At 73.8% G+C, this 16,660-nt stretch carries 13 protein-coding genes; 6 read left to right on the top strand and 7 right to left on the bottom strand.

Going from position 1 to position 16,660, the window contains the following annotated elements; genetic code table 11:
* Positions 1 to 127 precede the first annotated feature (127 nt).
* Both ACIBFB_RS05040 and ACIBFB_RS05035 read right to left on the bottom strand, forming a co-directional pair.
* Entirely contained in the window at positions 128 to 1,042 is a 915-nt protein-coding gene (locus ACIBFB_RS05040) for a diiron oxygenase (RefSeq protein WP_397226328.1), read from the bottom strand.
* Positions 1,039 to 1,908, bottom strand: a complete 870-nt coding sequence (locus ACIBFB_RS05035) for an SDR family NAD(P)-dependent oxidoreductase (RefSeq protein ID WP_397226326.1) — start codon at positions 1,906 to 1,908, stop codon at positions 1,039 to 1,041. Before ACIBFB_RS05035 ends, ACIBFB_RS05040 begins: the two co-directional genes overlap by 4 nt.
* A gap of 172 nt (positions 1,909 to 2,080) precedes the next feature.
* Between ACIBFB_RS05035 and ACIBFB_RS05030 the strand changes: the two genes are divergently transcribed.
* The gene (locus tag ACIBFB_RS05030; protein ID WP_397226324.1) at positions 2,081 to 2,872 is read left to right on the top strand and encodes a MerR family transcriptional regulator; all 792 of its coding nucleotides are present in this window, start codon (positions 2,081 to 2,083) and stop codon (positions 2,870 to 2,872) included.
* Positions 2,873 to 2,907: 35 nt separating this feature from the next.
* On the opposite strand, the gene ACIBFB_RS05025 is transcribed toward ACIBFB_RS05030, so the two are convergent.
* Complete coding sequence (locus ACIBFB_RS05025) at positions 2,908 to 4,770, bottom strand: GMC oxidoreductase (protein WP_397226322.1); 1,863 nt, start codon at positions 4,768 to 4,770, stop codon at positions 2,908 to 2,910.
* Positions 4,771 to 4,983: 213 nt separating this feature from the next.
* Between ACIBFB_RS05025 and ACIBFB_RS05020 the strand changes: the two genes are divergently transcribed.
* Entirely contained in the window at positions 4,984 to 5,631 is a 648-nt protein-coding gene (locus ACIBFB_RS05020; RefSeq protein WP_397226320.1) for a DUF6230 family protein, read from the top strand.
* 4 nt (positions 5,632 to 5,635) lie between these two features.
* Positions 5,636 to 6,889, top strand: coding sequence for a DUF6114 domain-containing protein (locus ACIBFB_RS05015; protein ID WP_397226318.1), 1,254 nt, complete (start codon positions 5,636 to 5,638; stop codon positions 6,887 to 6,889).
* Positions 6,890 to 6,977: 88 nt separating this feature from the next.
* Here the strand turns inward: ACIBFB_RS05015 and ACIBFB_RS05010 are convergent, their stop codons facing one another.
* Positions 6,978 to 8,792, bottom strand: a complete 1,815-nt coding sequence (locus ACIBFB_RS05010; protein WP_397226316.1) for a UvrD-helicase domain-containing protein — start codon at positions 8,790 to 8,792, stop codon at positions 6,978 to 6,980.
* Positions 8,793 to 9,802: 1,010 nt separating this feature from the next.
* On the opposite strand from ACIBFB_RS05010, the gene ACIBFB_RS05005 reads away from it, so the two are divergent.
* Both ACIBFB_RS05005 and ACIBFB_RS05000 read left to right on the top strand, forming a co-directional pair.
* Positions 9,803 to 10,408, top strand: coding sequence for a vancomycin high temperature exclusion protein (locus ACIBFB_RS05005; protein WP_397226314.1), 606 nt, complete (start codon positions 9,803 to 9,805; stop codon positions 10,406 to 10,408).
* Positions 10,409 to 10,518: 110 nt separating this feature from the next.
* Positions 10,519 to 11,949, top strand: coding sequence for a hypothetical protein (locus ACIBFB_RS05000; RefSeq protein ID WP_397226441.1), 1,431 nt, complete (start codon positions 10,519 to 10,521; stop codon positions 11,947 to 11,949).
* A 14-nt stretch (positions 11,950 to 11,963) separates the two neighbouring features.
* Here ACIBFB_RS05000 and ACIBFB_RS04995 read toward each other — a convergent pair whose 3' ends face one another.
* On the bottom strand, positions 11,964 to 12,728 hold the full coding sequence (locus ACIBFB_RS04995; protein ID WP_397226312.1) for a vancomycin high temperature exclusion protein: 765 nt from the start codon (positions 12,726 to 12,728) through the stop codon (positions 11,964 to 11,966).
* Between the two features lie 114 nt (positions 12,729 to 12,842).
* On the opposite strand from ACIBFB_RS04995, the gene ACIBFB_RS04990 reads away from it, so the two are divergent.
* On the top strand, positions 12,843 to 14,399 hold the full coding sequence (locus tag ACIBFB_RS04990; RefSeq protein ID WP_397226310.1) for a DUF885 family protein: 1,557 nt from the start codon (positions 12,843 to 12,845) through the stop codon (positions 14,397 to 14,399).
* A gap of 54 nt (positions 14,400 to 14,453) precedes the next feature.
* Here the strand turns inward: ACIBFB_RS04990 and ACIBFB_RS04985 are convergent, their stop codons facing one another.
* Complete coding sequence (locus ACIBFB_RS04985; RefSeq protein WP_397226308.1) at positions 14,454 to 15,434, bottom strand: N-acetylmuramic acid 6-phosphate etherase; 981 nt, start codon at positions 15,432 to 15,434, stop codon at positions 14,454 to 14,456.
* Positions 15,435 to 15,523: 89 nt separating this feature from the next.
* A complete protein-coding gene (locus ACIBFB_RS04980) occupies positions 15,524 to 16,504 on the bottom strand; it encodes a MurR/RpiR family transcriptional regulator (protein WP_397226305.1) in 981 nt (326 codons plus the stop codon).
* Positions 16,505 to 16,660 lie beyond the last annotated feature (156 nt).

The following is a 16,660-nucleotide window of genomic DNA, read 5'->3' as shown; positions in this document are numbered from 1 at the left end:
TCCCTTCGTGCGGACCGGACCGGCCCCGTGGGGCCGGGGGAGTCGGGGGAGCGGCCCCCCGGGGGGAGCCGTTGTCGGCGGGCGTGGCGCGTTCCGCCCGCCGACGACGGCGTTCACGGGCCCGGCCTCAGCGGCCGAGCAGTCCGGCCTTCCTCCAGAAGTGCCTACCCGGGCCGGAGATCGCGCCGGCGGTGGTCAGGGTCCCGACGACCTTGCGGGCCGCCCAGGTCTTCGTGTCGGTCCAGTGCGGGTTGGCCCGGGCGACCCGGCGGGCCTCCCTGGGGTCCAGCCCGACCCGCTCGTAGACCTTCGGGTCGATCAGCCTGGTGGTCGAGTAGTACGTGACCAGGCCGAGGACGAGGCGGCTGTAGGCCTTGTTCAGGGCGCCGCGCCGCTCCCAGTCGCGGGCGAACTCCTCGCGGGCGTAGCGCATGTGCCGCGCCTCCTCCACCACGTGGATGCGGGAGACGGAGCGGACCAGGGGCAGGATCCGCTCGTCGGGCACCGCCTCGCGCTGGATCTGGTCGAGGACCTCCTCGACGAACAGCGCGCCCGCGAAGATCAGCGGTCCGTGCGCGATTGCCTTGAACACCCGCCCCAGGTGGTAGGCGACGGGGTCGAGGCGGTGCGTGTGCCAGCCGAGCTTGCCGACCATCCTGGCGAACATGATCGTGTGGCGGCACTCGTCGGCGATCTCGGTGTAGGCGTACTGGACGTGGTTGGTCGCGGGGTCGTTGCGGTAGGCGTGCCGCACCAGCATCTGCATGAGGATGGTCTCGAACCAGATGCCGACGGTGGCGATCGAGGCGACCTCCAGGCGGCTCAGCTCCTTGCGCTTCTCCTCGCTCAGCCGGTCCCACAGGCGGGTGCCGTAGAGGGAGATCCGCTCGGGTCGCAGGGCCCACATGCCGGGGTCCACGGGGGCGTCCCAGTCGATCTCGACGAGGGGGTCGAAGGAGGCCTTGGCCGAACCGCGCAGCAGGCGCCCGGCGATGTCCTCACGGTCGGTGAGCTTGGGTTTGGCGGTGGTCCGAACGGTCATCTCGTCCCTCCTCGGGAAACGTGCGGCCGGAGGCCGACGTCGGCGTGTCGGGCGTGGAGCCCCTGGGCGATCTCCGCTTCGCCGAAGGCGCCGTCCGCGAGGAGCAGGCCCACCTGGAGCGACACGATCCGCTCCGTCGTGCGGGGGAAGTGCCGTGTCAGGTGCAGCGCCACCGTGCCCGGGCCGGTGGAGGCCACGTCGCGCGGCGCCCTGCGGGCCGCCGCGGCACGGACCACCGCCATGACGGTGTCCCGTTCGCGTTCGGCGGGCACGAGGCCGTCGAGGGCGACCCCGGTGGCCCGGGAACTCTCGTGGATGGGGGTGTCGGCGTAGCCGGGGTAGACGGTGGTCACCCCGACGTGGGTGCCGTACTCGGCGCGCAGGCCGTCGGCGTAGGCGACCAGGGCGCGTTTGGAGACGGTGTACGCCCCGGCGAAGGGGAGTGGGAGGTTGGCCAGCAGTGACGAGGTGAGCACGACCCGGCCCCGGCTCTCCAGCAGTGCGGGCACGGCGGCCGAGGTGACCCGCCAGGCGCCCAGGAGGTTGACCTCCAGCGCCTCGTGGACGTGGACGTCGGGTTCCGCGCCGATGTCGACCGCCGGGCCGATCCCCGCGTAGTGGACGAGCAGGTCGAGCCGTCCGCCGAGCCGGTCGACGGCGTCGGCGACGTTGGAGCGGACCTGGGCGTCGTCGGTGACGTCGCAGCCGAGGACACCGGGGGCGGGCTTGCGGTCGAGGCCGACGACGTTCGCCCCGAGGTGCCGGAGGACGGCCACGGTGGAGCTGCCGAACGCGCCGGACGCACCGGTGACGATGGCGTTCCGGCCGGGGAGCCGCCGCAGACGGCGCGGCAGGGGGGTCCTCATGTGATCTCCTCCACAGTCATTGCCAGAACGTTACAACGAGCATTGTCACAATGCAATGAGGTGGAGAGGAGAATCTACTTGCGGGTAGCTTCGAGGCGTGAAGGGACGCTCAGGAGGCCCCGCGCCTCGGTAACCGGCCGACAGCGCGTGCGGCGGTCTCTAGGCTTGTGCCATGGCCGAATACCGCATTGACGAACTCGCCAGGCTCGCGGACACGACTGTGCGCAACGTCCGGGTCTACCAGGACCGGGGGCTGCTCGCCCCGCCGCGCAAGCAGGGGCGTGTGGGCATCTACTCGGAGGCGCATCTGGCGCGTCTGCGGTTGATCGGCCAGCTGCTGCGGCGCGGGTACACCTTCGCCAACATCGGCGAGATGTTCCAGGTGTGGGAGCGCGGCGGCGACCTCTCCGACATCCTCGGCTTCGAGTCGGCCATCGGGGACGCCTGGAGCGACGAGATCGCCGACTACGCCACGATCGGCGAGCTGCGCGACCTCTTCGGCAAGGAGGTGACGCCCAGAACCATAAAACGCGCCGTCGACCTGAGGTTCATCGAGCGCGACGGGCTGCGCTTCCGCGTCCCCAGCCCCCGCCTGCTGCACGCCGGGGCCGAGCTGGTCCGCATGGGCATGAGCGTGGACGCGGTCCTCGACATCGCGGAGAACCTGCGCGACAAGGTGGGCGACGTCGCCGAACACATGGTCCGCGTGGTCGCCGAGCACATCCTCGCGACGTACGCGCCGCTGACGGTGATACAGACCAACAGCGAGGAGGTCGCCGAGATCGCCGAGCTGATCCGCCGCGTCCGCCCGCTCGCGCAGCAGGCCGTGGACGCGGTCCTGGCCCAGGCCATGGCGGAGCACATCAACGACGTGATGGGCGAGCACTTCGCCGTGGCGATGGAGCACCTGCGCGGGGAGTCGGGCTCCCACCCCGAGGAGGACGGCCCCACGGGGCCCGCCTGACCCGGGCGCGGACCGGTCCCGGGCCGCGGGGACGGTCAGCCGCCCCGCCCGGCGGAGTCCGTGTCGGCTCGGGCGGTCGCGTCCTTCCCCTGCCCCTCGCCCCCGACCACCGACAGCGGCAGCGGGGCGGTGTGGCGCAGCTCGGCGAAGGCTCCGGCGGGCACGGCGGGGGAGTGCGGGAACACCGGCTTCAGCCGCTGGTAGGGCGCGCCCTGCTCGGGCCGGGTGTCCGCCTCGCCCTTGTTCGGCCACAGCGACATCGCGCGCTCGGCCTGGGCGGTGATCGTCAGCGACGGGTTCACGCCCAGGTTGGCGGTGACCGCGGCGCCGTCCACCACGTGGATCCCCGGGTGCCCGTACAGCCGGTGGTAGGGGTCGACCACCCCGGTGTCCGGCCCGTCGCCGATCGGGCACCCGCCCAGGAAGTGCGCGGTCATCGGGATGTCGAACACGTCGCCGACGGTGCCGCCCGGGTAGCCGTCGATCCGCTCGGCGAGCCGCGTCGCGGCCTCCTGGCCCTCGGGGATCCAGGTCGGGTTCGGCTCCCCGTGGCCCTGGCGCGACGTCAGCCGCTTGCGGCCGCCGAACGGTCCGCGCCGCACCGACGTGGTCAGCGAGTTGTCCAGGGACTGCATGACCAGCCCGATGATGATCCGCTCCGACCAGCGCCGGTTGGAGAGGCTGCGCGCGAAGACGCGCGGGTGGCGCACGGCCCGCCCCAGGAAGCGCAGCCAGCGCGGCGCCTTCCCGCCGCCCGGAACCTGGATCGTGGTGAGCAGCCCCATCGCGTTGGAGCCCTTGCCGTAGCGGACCGGTTCGATGTGGGTGTTCTCGTCGGGATGGATGGAGGAGGTGATCGCCACGCCCCGGGTCAGGTCCTCGGGCGGCGGCACGTGGCGGCTCATCGCGCCCACGAGCGCCTCGGAGTTGGTCCGGGTGAGCGTCCCGAGGCGGGGGGACAGCCGGGGCAGCAGCCCGGTGTCGCGCATCCGGTGCAGGAGGGTCTGGGTGTTGTACGTCCCGGCGGCCACGACGACCTGACCGGCCGTGAACGTGCGGGCGTTCTCCCTGCGCCGCGGGGCGTCGGTGCGCACGGTGTCGACCGCGAAACCGCCGCCGGGGAGCTCGCGCAGGCGCTCGACGGTGGTCAGCGGGTGGACGTCGGCGCCCGCGCGCTCGGCGAAGTACAGGTAGTTCTCGGTGAGCGTGTTCTTGGCGCCGTGGCGGCAGCCGGTCATGCATTCGCCGCACTCCAGGCAGGCCCGCCGCTCGGGGCCCGCGCCGCCGAAGTAGGGGTCGCCGACGGACTCCCCGGGCGCGCCCCGGTGCCCCTCGCCGTCCTCGCCGTCGCCGAAGCACACGCCGACGGGGGTCAGACGGAAGGTGTGGCCCACGCCCATGTCCTCCGCGACCGCTCTCAGGTGGACGTCGGAGGGGGTGAGGGTCGGGTTGGTGCGCACGCCGAGCATGCGTCGGGCCTGGTCGTAGAAGGGGGCCAGCTCCGACTTCCAGTCGGTGATGTGCCGCCACTGGGGGTCCTCGAAGAACGGGTCCATGGGGTGGTAGAGCGTGTTCGCGTAGTTGAGCGAACCGCCTCCGACCCCGGCTCCGGCGAGGATCACGACGTCGCGCAGGAGGTGGATCCGTTGGATGCCGTACATGCCCAGGTGCGGCGCCCAGAGGAAGTTGCGCAGGTCCCACGAGGACGAGGGCAGGGTTTCGGGGGTGAAGCGGCGTCCGGCCTCCAGGACGCCGACGCGGTACCCCTTCTCGCTGAGGCGGAGGGCGCTGACCGAGCCGCCGAAGCCGGATCCGACCACGACGACGTCGTAGTCGTGCCGGTCGGCGGGCTCCGCCGGGGAGGCGGCGGACGGGGGTGCGTTGCGCTCTGCGGACACGGGGGTCTCTTTTCCAGGTCAGGTGCCGCGATCCCGTAGTGCGCCGGATACGGGTCGACGACATGGAATATGCCATCTAGAAATGTGACATTTTCTATTGTAACGTTCATCCCTACCGCCGAGTAGGTGTGTTCCATGTAACACGCGAGGCGCGCGTCGGCGCAACACACGTTCCCCCTCGCCCCCGCGGGTGGCGAAACCTGGAGGTCGCAGATGCCCGAGCCTTCCGACGAGACCGCCCAGACGTCCCAGGACGCGCCCGAACCCCACGAGGGCGTCGGCGGTACGCGCTGGCGGCGGTTCGCGCTCATCGCCGTCCCCGGGCTGACGGCCGCCGCCGTCCTCGGAGCCATGACGACGCAGGGGTTGCTGGCCGCGTCGTTCGCCGTCTCCGGCGACAGCTTCACGATGTCCGCCGACCGACTCGTCGGCCAGGGCTTCACGCAGTACGGCGACGTGGCCGAGTCCGTCGACGGCACGGGCCGCCCGGTCGGACTGTCCACGGTCGACACCGCCACCCTCGACAACCTGTGCATGTCGTCGCTGTGGGACCTGGGCATCGGCGAGGCCACGCTGGTGATCACGGCTGGTGAGGCGGACCCGGTCGAGGGCACGGACCTGGTGCTCGACCTGGAGCAGCTGAGCGGCGACGCCGAGTTCGGCGAGATCGAGATCGGCCGCGACGCCAGCACCCTGGACAGGGCCGGGGGCGGTCGGGGACCGGCGGGCGGCTTCGGCCTCCAGGCCGACACGATCACCGTCTCGGACGCGGAGCTGACCACCTGGGCGGTCACCTCCGGCAGCCTGCGGCTCAGCGGTCTGCGCCTCGCGGTGCGCCCGGGCGACCACGAGTGCTTCTGAGTCGATGTCCCACGCACTCGACGCCCTCCGCTCGGCCCGGGGCGGGTTCCGCTCCTGGCGGCGGACCCGGCCGTTCTGGGGCGGTCTGCTGCTCGCCGCATCCGGAGCCGAGCTCCTGGCCGCCCCCTCGGCGCAGAGCCTGATCCTGCCGATCGACCTGATCGTCTACGCCGGGATCGCCGGAGTGTCGGGCACGCTCATCGGGATCCTGTTGATCGCGGTCGGCGTGCTCGCCTGGCTCCAGCCGGACCAGCACGCGTTCTTCGGTCTGGTCGGGCTCCTGTTGGCGCTGGCGTCGTTCGTCACGTCCAACTTCGGCGGGTTCGTCGTCGGGATGCTGCTCGGGATCGTCGGCGGCTCGCTCGTCTTCGCGTGGTGCCGCCGGGTGCGGCGGCGCGCTCCCCGCCGCCGCGCCCGGCCGATGGCCGCGGTGGCGCTGCCGCTCGCCCTCGCCCTGACCGTCCAGGCCGTCCACGCGCCCGCCGACTGGCCCTGGGACTGGCTGTTCCCGCCGGGGGACGGGGAGGGGCACCCCTTCGACCCGCCCTCGGACGGCGCCGACCCCCGCCCCTCGCCGGACCCGACCGCCGGGCCGAGCGACCCCGGCGGCGGGCCCACGGACCCCGGTGACCGCGAGGACCCCGCCGCACCGGGGGACGGGGACGACGCGGAGGGCGCGGCCGGGACGGGCGCCGACGAGGGCGCCGCCGATCCAGCGGACTGCCCCCTGCTGACGGGCGGGACGGGCACGGCCGGAACCGAGGAGGAACTCCTGGCGGCCGTCCGTGCCTGCGAGGCCGCCGACGCGGAGGGCCGGCTCCCGGAGGTCGCGGTCGTCGGAGGCCACGACTGCTTCCGGGGCTCGGTCCGCACCTCCGGCCTGACGGCGGACCGGCTCACGATGAGCGGCGCGGGCTTCGGCGGCGTCGTGGAGTGCCCCACCGAGGACGGTCCCCGCCGCTACCTCCGCCTCACCATGCGCGAAGCCGACCTGCGCGGCGCGGAACTGTGGTTCGAGGACGCCGGGGCCAGGATGAGCCTCGGGCTGCCGACCCTGATCATGGACGGCGACGTGGAGATGCACGTCACCCGCATGCACGTGCGCGTCCTCGGCATCCCGCTCACCTTCACACCCGACTTCCCGCCCCCGCTGCTGCTGCCGTACATGGTCGTCACCGACGTCGACGTGGCCGACCCCATGGCCGGCACCGACAGCATGTCCATCCCCGGCTTCGACGGCCGGTACCGCGGGGCCTGAGGGCGGCGCACGCCCGTGCGGAGGCGCCAGACGCCGACGAACCGGCCGGCGGGCGCACCCGCCGACCGGTCTCACGGCCGGGCGGCGGTCACCACGAGTCCGCGATCAGACGGCTCGGCCGTCCCACGTGCGACACGTACAGCGCGTCCCTGGCCCGGGTCGCGGCGACGAACAGGAGCGTCCGCTCCCGCTGGAGGGTGTGCTCCAGCGCCACCTGGTCGCCGTCGGCCGCCTCGATGGCGGCCTTGGGCGGGAGCAGGTGGTCGCCCAGTCCGACCAGCGCCACGCAGCGGAACTCCTGGCCCTTGAGCCGGTGCATCGTGCCCACCCGCACCGCCTCGCCCCCGCCGGGACCCTCCAGCGGTGCGGTGCGCACGCCGCGGGCCTCCAACTCCTTGGCGACCCCGCGCGCCACCCAGTGGTTGCGCCCGGCCACCGCGATCTCGCTCGGGTTGACCCCGGCCTCCAACCACACCCGGACCCAGTCGCCCAGGGCGGACAGCTCCTCGGCCCGGTTGGCGCACTCGCGCACCACCGGAGCCGGACCGCGCAGGAGGGAGCGGTAGCCCGCCAGGGTGTCGGCGTCGTCGTCCATCCCGAGGGCGGCCCGGCGGCCCAGGACGGGCATGGTCCAGTCCAGGATCTCCTGGGTGACCCGGTAGCTGACCCGCAGCCGGTGCCCGCGCCCGCGCACGTTGATGCCGAGCGAGGCCAGCGACACCCGGTTGTCGGACACCCGCTGGTGCGGGTCGGCGACGATGAACAGGTCGTCCGGACCCTCCGGAACGGCGGCGCGCAGCATGCGCCACTGGGCCGGGTGCAGATCCTGGGCCTCGTCGACCACGGCGTGGCGGAACAGCGGACCGCTGCGCCCCAGCACGCGCGCGGCCTCCGCCGCGAGCTGCGGGTACGACCACAGTCCCTCGACGCGCATCGCCCCGACGTACCTGCGGACGGTCTCCCACACCTGACGGCGGTGCTCGGGCGCCAGGTGCTGGACCCGTCCGCTGCGCTCGCAGCGGATGTACTGCGGGAGCAGCTCCAGGTCCTGGGCGAGGATGACCTGCTCCCACTCGTCGACCAGGAACCGGCCGGAGAACGGGAGCCCGTCGGCGACCGCCACCGCGCGCCAGCGCCGTGCCAGCTCGTCCTCGCCGATCAGGCGGGGCGCGACGCTCGCGTGCGCCTGGACGACGGACCGGGCGAGGCTGTCGATGGTGGCCACCCGGACCCGGGCGCGCGTGTCGGGGTCGGGGAGCAGCTGGTCGAGCCGCTCGGACAGGGTCTGGGCGAGAGCGCGGTTGTAGGTGGTGAGCAGGACCGACTCACGGGGGTCGTCGGGGCGCGCGGCGGCGTCGCGCTGGGCCAGATGGGCGGCGCGGTGCAGGGCGAGGACCGTCTTGCCGGTGCCCGGACCCCCGGTGATCTGGGTGGACCCGTTGAAGTGCGCTTCGGCCAGCGCGTGCTGGTCGGGGTGGAGCGTGATCTGCCACTGGTCGAAGGGCGCGCGCAGGGCCCCGGTCAGCTCGGGCGGACCGGTGGGTGTGGGGTCGACGCCGCCGGGACCGGCGACGGTAGGGCTCCCCGGGCGCAGATCGCGGGCGAGGCGCAGGGCCTCGTCGTGGGGGCGCACCGCGATGAGCCGGTACTGCGGGGTGACGTCCTCGGGGCCGTCGGTGCGGGCGGGCTCCTCGGCGGCGGAGTCGGGCAGGACCACGCCGGACCAGTCGGGGGCGATGCTGACGACCCGGACACCCGGGTCGGCGGCGCCCTCGACGGACTCCAGCGCGGGGTGGTCGCCTGCCTGGTAGGCACGCATCGCGGTCAGCGCGAGGAGCTGGACGTCGGGCGTGAGGCGGGAGAAGTCGCTGAGAAACGTCGGGGCGATCGCAAGGGCGGACACGTCGTGTTTTCCTCCGGTCGTCGACCAGGTGTCTTGGGGTGGTACGGGGGTGGTCGGAACGGATGGCGGCGGTAGGGGGACGTCGGCCGGATGGCCGTCGCTCTCCGTAAGTGATGCTCGCGCCGGAATTCCGGCAAACGCCGCTCGCGAGGCGATTCTCGGCATGTTCGAGGAGCAGGGAGACCGCTCTGTCCGCGCAGGTCACACCGTTGATTGCGGAAGTCAGTTCGACGCGTTCGACCACCGTTTCCCGACTCCGTTCCGTCGGGGTCCGTGACCTGCGGTTCTTCGCGCGGCGCCAGTGTCCGAAAGCCGATTACATGCATGACCGAAATTCGGTTCCTTGGCGTTCTCGGCGCTGTTCCGAGCGAGGGTGGTGGTGAGCGTGCGGGGTTACGGGACGGTGTGGGAGGAACGTCCGAAACCGGGGACGCGGAGTGACGGCGCGAGCGGCGGAACAGCCCCGACCGGCCCCCGATCACGTCACCGCCAGGACATCCGGCCCTCCGGGACACGCGGCCTCCCGGGTCGCACCGGAGCCGGAGGGGGGACCGGGGCCCGTGGGGCCCGGGAGGCGCCGACGCAAGCGGCCGCGCCGCTGACGATGTGGCCGGATCCGGACACTCTCTGTGCGGACGGGGACCTCGCGCGAGATCGTGTACGGCACGGAGCACGCGGCCGGCGCGTGGTTCAGGACTCTGCCGGGGTCCGTCCTACCCCGGCAGAGTCCTCAACCACCCTAGAGAAGCGGTACCCAGTCCCGGGCGCCGTCAAAGCGCGCCGAGCCCGGGAACCTCGTGCCGGCGGCGAGTCCCGCGCCGACCGCTGCGCGCGGCCGGGCGAGCCCATCCTCGCTGAGGGGTACGACAGACCGACGGTCGGTGCCCTCGATCGGTTCCGCGCCCGGCGCGCCGCCGCACCGGTCGGCCCGGCCGGCCGCCCCGGCCGCCGCGCTCCGCCGGTACGCCATGATGGGGTGCGCACGCGCGTCGGAAGAGGAAGGCGGCCGGGTGGCTGTGTGGATCGTGGCGGTCGGGGCCGGCGTACCCCTCCTGGCGCTCGCGCCGTTCGCGTGGACGTACCTGGCCAGCGCGGGACGGCGCAGAACCCTCCAGACCGTGCCCCACCGGCCGGTCGCGGTCGTCCTGGGCGCCGCCGCGTGGAACGACGGGCCCTCGCCCCTGCTCGCCCGCAGACTCGACGTCGCGGCGCGCCTGTTCGAGGACGGCCGGGTCGACCGGATCATCGTCTCGGGCGACAACCGCGAGGTCTCCCGCCGCGAGACCGACACGATGACCGACTACCTCGTCGCCCGCGGGGTCCCCGCCGAGCGGATCGAGGCCGACCGCTACGGCTACCGGACCTGGGACACCTGTGTGCGTGTCCGCGACCTCTTCGGGGTCCAGGCGGCCACCATGGTCACCCAGTCCTTCCACCTGCCGCGCACCGTCGCGCTCGCACGGGCCGCCGGGATCGACGCCGTGGGCGTCGGCGACCCGAGCCTGGGCGCCCGGCAGCGCTCCACCGTCGTCGGCTACGCGCGGGAGGTCGGCGCCGCGTTCAAGGCACTGCGCGACGCCGCTCTGCGCCCCGCCCCCGCCCGCGCGCAGCCGTGACGCGTCCCGCCGTGTCCCACCCTCCAGCAGCTTCTTTGTAGTCTCCAGAAAGGAAGGAGGTGGGTGCTGCCTCCCCGCCAAGGACGGGCGGTCCACACCCACGAATGCAGATGAACGCGACCAACAGCACACACGACGGCGCGCGGGACGTGGACTGGGCCGCACTGGCCCCGGAGGGGGGCGAGCGGATTCCCGAACTCCTGGAGACGCTGGCCGGAAGCGACGCCGCTCTCTCCGAACTCCACGACATCATCCACTTCCCCGCGCCGGGACACCTCGCCGCGCCCAGGGCCGTCGACGTCCTCGTCGACATCGCCTGCTCCCCGGACACACCGGTCACCGACCGCTGGCGGCCGCTCAGCCTCCTCCTCGAACTGGTCAGCGGGAACGCCGAGGACCGCTTCCCCGAGCCGCGCGACCTCCAGCAGTGGCGGGACGAGGTGGCCTGGGCGGCCTCCAACGACGCCGAGAAGGTGCGCGAGCAGTACCGGACCTGGACCGAGGAGGCCCCGGACGAACAGCACCGCACGCGCATGCTCCACCGGCTGGCCGTCATGGACTCCCCGGACGGGGCGGCCCTCCTCCAGGCCGAACTCGACACCTACGAAGCGATCCGCGCCCGCGTGCCCGACCTGGTCGCCCTCCTGCGGGGCGGCGGCAACCGGGGCGGGCTGGACCGGGCCGGGGAGTGGGTGAGCTACGTGCTCGCCTTCCTCCACGACGACGCCGAACTGATCACCGCCGAGATCACCGGCGCCTCCCAGTTCCTGCTCGCCAAGGACCTGCGCGGCGCGCCCCAGGCTCCCGCGTCCCTGACCGAGGTGATGAGCGGCGGACACGACAGCGGGGAACCGCTGCCCGCCGAACTGTTCGCCCTCGGGCTGCTGGCCAGCCCCGAGGACGTCGACACCACCGTCGCGCTCGCCCACGAGATGGGCGGCGGGAACCTCTACAACTCGTTCGCCGCCTCCGTGGCCATGGTGCTCATCCACGGCGAGAACACCCCGCGCGAGGGGCTGCGCCGCATCGGCCGCGGCGGCGGCACCCGCCTGGGGTACGAGGGCCTGTTCAACGAGTCCTGGCCGCACTGCGGCACGCGCTCCCCCCAGGTCCTCGGCTTCCTGGCGCTCGGCCGCGCCGGTGCGCGGGCCCGCCGCCTGCGCCTGGACATGCTGCCGGGCCTGATCAAGGGCGAGGACGCCTCGCGCGCCCTGGTCACCGGGGTCGGGCTGGAGATGGTCCTCGGCCCCCGCTCGCGGGGGTTCACCGCCGAGGAGCACGCCCACGCCGAGTACGGCGAGGACACGCTCAAGGTCCTGTGGGCGATCGCCGAACTCCCCGCCGGGGCCTGGGAGGACGAGGAGTTCACCGCCACCCTGCGCGCGTGGGCGCTGCCGGAGGACCCCGCCGAGTTCTGCGAGCTGGTCGGCGCGGAGCCCGAGCCCGAGGAACCGGAGGCCCCCGCGGCCCCGTCGCCCGGGACGCGGGGCCCCGACACCGAGCGCGGCGGCCTGTTCGGACGGCTGTTCGGCGGCCGGTAGCCAACCGCGACGGATCAGCCCTGGTCGTCCGCTTCGGAGGCGGCCAGGGCGTCGTCCACCCCGGACTCGTACTCGCCGAGGAACACGGGATCGGGGCGGAACACCGACGTGAGGAAGGCGGCCGCGGTCGCCGGGACCTCCCGGATCCAGCCGTAGACGGTCGCGGTGGTGCGCTCCCGCAGACTGGAGTCGGCCACGCCGACCGCGTCGATCCCCGCCGTCCGGCACAGCCCCACGGCGCGCGGCAGGTGGAAGTCCTGGGTGACGACGGTGGCCTCCTCGACCCCGAACACCTCACGGGCGCGCGCGCAGGAGTCCCAGGTGGAGAAGCCCGCGTAGTCGGCGACGACGCGGTTCTCGGGGACCCCGGCGCCGATGAGGTACTCCCGCATGGTGTCGGGTTCGTTGTAGTGGTCGACGCTGTTGTCCCCGCTGACCAGGATCGCCCGTACGCGGCCGTCGAAGTAGAGGTCGGCGGCGGTGTCGAGGCGGCGGGCCAGCAGCAGGGTCGGGATGCCGTCCGGCCGCACGCCCGCGCCGAGCACCAGGGCCACCGGGCGGTCGGGCACGGTCGCGGCGGTGTGGCGGTCGTCGGCGGTGGACGCGAGCGACCACGCGAACGGCGCGCAGCCCGCCAGGACGGCGGCCGCGGCCAGGGCGCCGAGGATCCGGCGCCAGGGGAGCGCTCCGCGTCCGGAACCGGTGGCGCGGGCGTCGGGGGAGTCGCGGTGGTCCTCGGCGGCGGTGGAGTCCGGGGGCGTGGTGTCGGAAGTCGTCACACCCGGGGAGACGAGTCGGCGGGCCGTCAGGTTCCGGATTCACCGCGTGACCGTGTCCGCGCTGTTCACGGAGCTCGCCTCGCGAGGACGCCGGACGGTGGCTAGAGTCACCGGATGCCAGACGAACACGAACTCACGCCGCGCCTGCGCGCCCTGACCGACCTCCTCCCCGCCGGGATGCGCGAGGGCGCCGGAATGCACGAGTACGACGGCGTCGTCGCCGACCTGTCTCCGGAGGGCGTCCGCGCGGGCCTGTCCACCCTCGGCGGCGAGCCCCTGGACGACCCCCACGACGAGGCCCACCTGTCCGCGTTCGAGGACGGCCTCCGCGTGGAGCTGGGCGAGCTCCGACTGCACCGCGCCAACCCCCTGTACCACCTCGGCGAGCTGGACGTGTCCTGCTACGACCGTGCCTACGCCCCCCGGGAGGTACGGGACCGCGCCCGGGCGGACCACCTCAGACGGTGGCCCGAGGTCGTGGACCACGCGGTCGCCGCCCTGGACCGCCTCTCCGCGCCCGTCGCCCGTTCGCTCCTCGGCGCCGTCAGGGGCGCCGCCGAGGGGCTGCCCGCGACCGTCCCGGACGACGTGCGCACCGCCGCCCTGGCGGCGCACGCCCGGATGGTCGCGCACGTCGAGGAGGCCGCCGAGTCCGGGCCCGCGAGCGCCGCGCTCGGGGCGCAGGACCTCAGCAGGCTCATGGGGGTGCCCGAGTCCGCCGCGGTCGACCTCGCCGCCCTGGCCGCCCGGGCCGACGCCGAACGCGACCGCCTGCGCGACCGGCTGGCCGAGGCCACCGGCCGCCTGGCGCCCGGCCGCGACCCGATGGAGGTCAGCCGGGAGCTGACCCGGCGGCACCCGGACGCCGAGGGCGTCCTCGACGCCGCGCGCCGCTGGACCCGGCTCGCCCTGGACTTCACCGCCGAGCGCGGCCTGGCCCCGTACGGCGACGGCGAGTGCAGCGTGGACGTCTCGCCGCCGTCCCAACGGTGGGCCACGGCCATGATGGCCTGGTCGGGCCCGTGGGAGGCGGACACCCCGTCCTTCTACTTCATCACCCCGCCGGACGCCGAGTGGTCGGAGGAGGAGGCGGCCGAGTGGCTGGAGATGTTCAGCCACACCACCCTGCCCGCCGTCAGCGTCCACGAGGTGGCGCCCGGCCACTACTCCCACGGCCGGGCCCTGCGCCGGGCGCCCAGCGCGGTCCGCCGGGCCCTGCACTCGATGACCTTCGCGGAGGGCTGGGCGCACTACGCCGAGGAGATGTGCCTGGAGGAGGGTTTCGGCGCGTACGCGGCCGAACGGCTGGGCGATCCGGAGTGGACCGCGACGCACTACGAGATCGGCGTGTGGCTGGAGGCGCTGATCCGCGTCACCCGCCTGTCCGTCGCCATCGGCGTGCACACCGGGGGGATGACCGTGGAGCGGGCGGCCGCCCGTTTCTCGGCGGACACCCCGCTCCAGGGCCCGGCCGCCCTGTCCGAGGCCAACCGGGCCACCTTCGACCCCACGTACGGCCGGTACACCTGGGGCAAGCTGGAGATCCTCGCGCTGCGCGAGCGGGCCCGGGACCGGTGGGGCGACGGGTTCTCCCTCGCACGGTTCCACCGGGCCCTGCTCGACCTGGGATCGCCGCCGCTCGGCCTCATCGGCAAGGCCCTCGACGGCTAGCCGGGCGCCGCCGCGGCGCCCGGGAACGCGCCGCGTGGGCCCGGGGAAGCACGGTCACACGGACCGGCCGGGAGTCCCCAGCTCGGCCAGTGCGGCGCGGACGCGGCCCCTCCCGGCGGACAGCGCCCGCGCCGCCCGGTCCGGATCGACCTCGGCCAGCAGCGCCACCAGTGCCACGCGCGTGTCGCCGTCCGCCGCCGTCAGCGCCTCCTCGCACAGCCGCTCGGTCACCCCGGTCGCCTGGGTGAGGATGGTGACGACGCGTCCCCGCAGCTTGCTGTTGGACGCGTCGACGCCGACCATCAGGTTCGAGTAGGTCCGCCCCATCCGCACCATGACGGCCGTGGAGAACGCGTTCAACGCCAGCTTCTGCGCCGTCCCCGCCTTCATCCGAGTGGACCCGGCGATCACCTCGGCTCCGGTGTCCACCCCCACGTGCACGTCCACGTCCCCGGCCAGGGGCGCGGCCGGGTTGGCGCTGATCAGCACCGTGGACGCCCCCCGCTCCCGGGCCGCCTCCAGCGCGCCGCCCACGTACGGGGTGCGGCCGCTCGCGGCCAGCCCCACGGCGAGCGACCCCGGGGCCACCCCCGCGGCGTCGATCCGGCCGGACTCCCAGTCGTCCTCGATCCCCTCCACCGCGCGGACCAGGGCCTCGCCGCCTCCGGCGTGGTGCGCCACCACCCACTCGGCGGGCACGCCGTAGGTGGGCGGCAGCTCCGCCGCGTCCTGGGCGGCGATACGGCCCGAGGTCCCGGCGCCGAAGTAGTGGATGGCCGCGTCCGCCTCCAGGGCCGCCACACCCAGGTCGACGGCGCGCGCCAGCTCCGGCAGGACGGCGGCCACGGCCGAGGGGACGGTCATGTCCTCCGCGTTGATCTGCCGCAGGACGTCCAGCGACGGAAGCAGATCGATGTCGTGCGTCCCCGAGTTGCGGGCCTCCGTCGGGGCGCGGACGATGACGGTGTCACCGCCCGCGGGTGGTCGGGCGGCGGGGCCCGCGCCCGTGGAGCCGTCGTCCGTACCGCTGTGCACAGCGCTCTCCTGTTCGGTCCGCACCGGCAGCCGTTCCCTTCCGTCGGTAGGTCGCCCCGGCGCCGCCGCGGCGGCCGGGGAGGCTCGGATCAGTCGTCGCCCGCGCCCTTGTCGTCGAGGGCCCCGCCGCCCCGTCTGCGTCTGCGGTCGTCGTTGATGCGCAGGCCGCGCACGGCCTCGAAGGTGGTCTCCAGGGCGGTGCGGCTCTCGGTGTACCGGCTCTGGGCGAGCCCCACGAAGAGGCAGTCCACGACCGTCAACTGCGCGAGTCTGCTGGCCGTCGCGCCCGAGCGGAACGTGGTCTCGCGCGCCGCCGTGGTGAGCACGTGGTCGGCGAAGCCGATGGCGGAGCGGGGGAAGTTGGTGATCGCCACCGTCCGCGCACCGCGCCGTCCCGCCTCGGCCAGCGCCTGCACGGTGTCGATCGTGGTGCCGCTGTGCGAGATGCCGATCGCCACGTCGCGCTCGTCGAGCAGCGCGGCGCTGGTCAGCATGACGTGCGCGTCCGCCCACGCGAAGGACGTCATCCCGATCCGGTGCAGCTTCTGCTGGAGGTCGGCGCCGACGAAGGCGCTCGCCCCCACCCCGTAGACGTCGATCCGGCGGGCGGCGGCCATCGCGTCGATGACGGTGCGCAGGGCGTCGACGTCGAGTGCGGCGCCGGTCTCCTCCACCGCGCGCGCGTCGGTGTAGGCGATCTTCTGGACCACGGTGACCAGGGTGTCGTCCGGGTCGATGTCGCTGGCCAGTTCGGGGGCCGCGGACCGGGCGCCGCGCGCCTGGCCGGCCTCCGTGGCCAGGGCCAGGCGCAGCTCGCGGTAGCCGCTGAAGTCGATGGTCCGGCAGAACCGGATCACGGTGGCCTCGGAGGTGGCGCAGTCCTTGGCCAGCTGGGTGATGGACGACGCCGCGGCCCGTTCGGGATCGTCCACGACCCGCTGGGCGACCCGCCGCTCGGCCGGGGCCAGGGAGGGGATCAGCGACCGGATGCGCAGGACCGTGGTCGGAACGGCGGAGGCGACGGTGTCCCCAGCAACCTGGTCACCGTTGGGCTTCGGAATTTGCGCCATGGAGGAAAGTTTCTTTCGGTCGTGGTGCAGAGTCAACGCGAGGAAGGGAAAAAGCGGGAGAATCAAGGATGACAAGGGACCCCGCCGGCGGCAAGTACCGGGATGGCGATTGCGAAATCCCAGCTCAGCGGGCACTCTGGGGGCGGGGCGCCACGG

Origin of the sequence: Nocardiopsis sp. NPDC050513, from assembly GCF_044457925.1 — a bacterium.
In the GTDB taxonomy this organism is placed as follows: Bacteria; Actinomycetota; Actinomycetes; order Streptosporangiales; family Streptosporangiaceae; genus Nocardiopsis.
The sequence above is the reverse complement of the archived record's forward strand: the minus strand, read 5'-3'. Positions and strand labels throughout refer to the sequence as shown.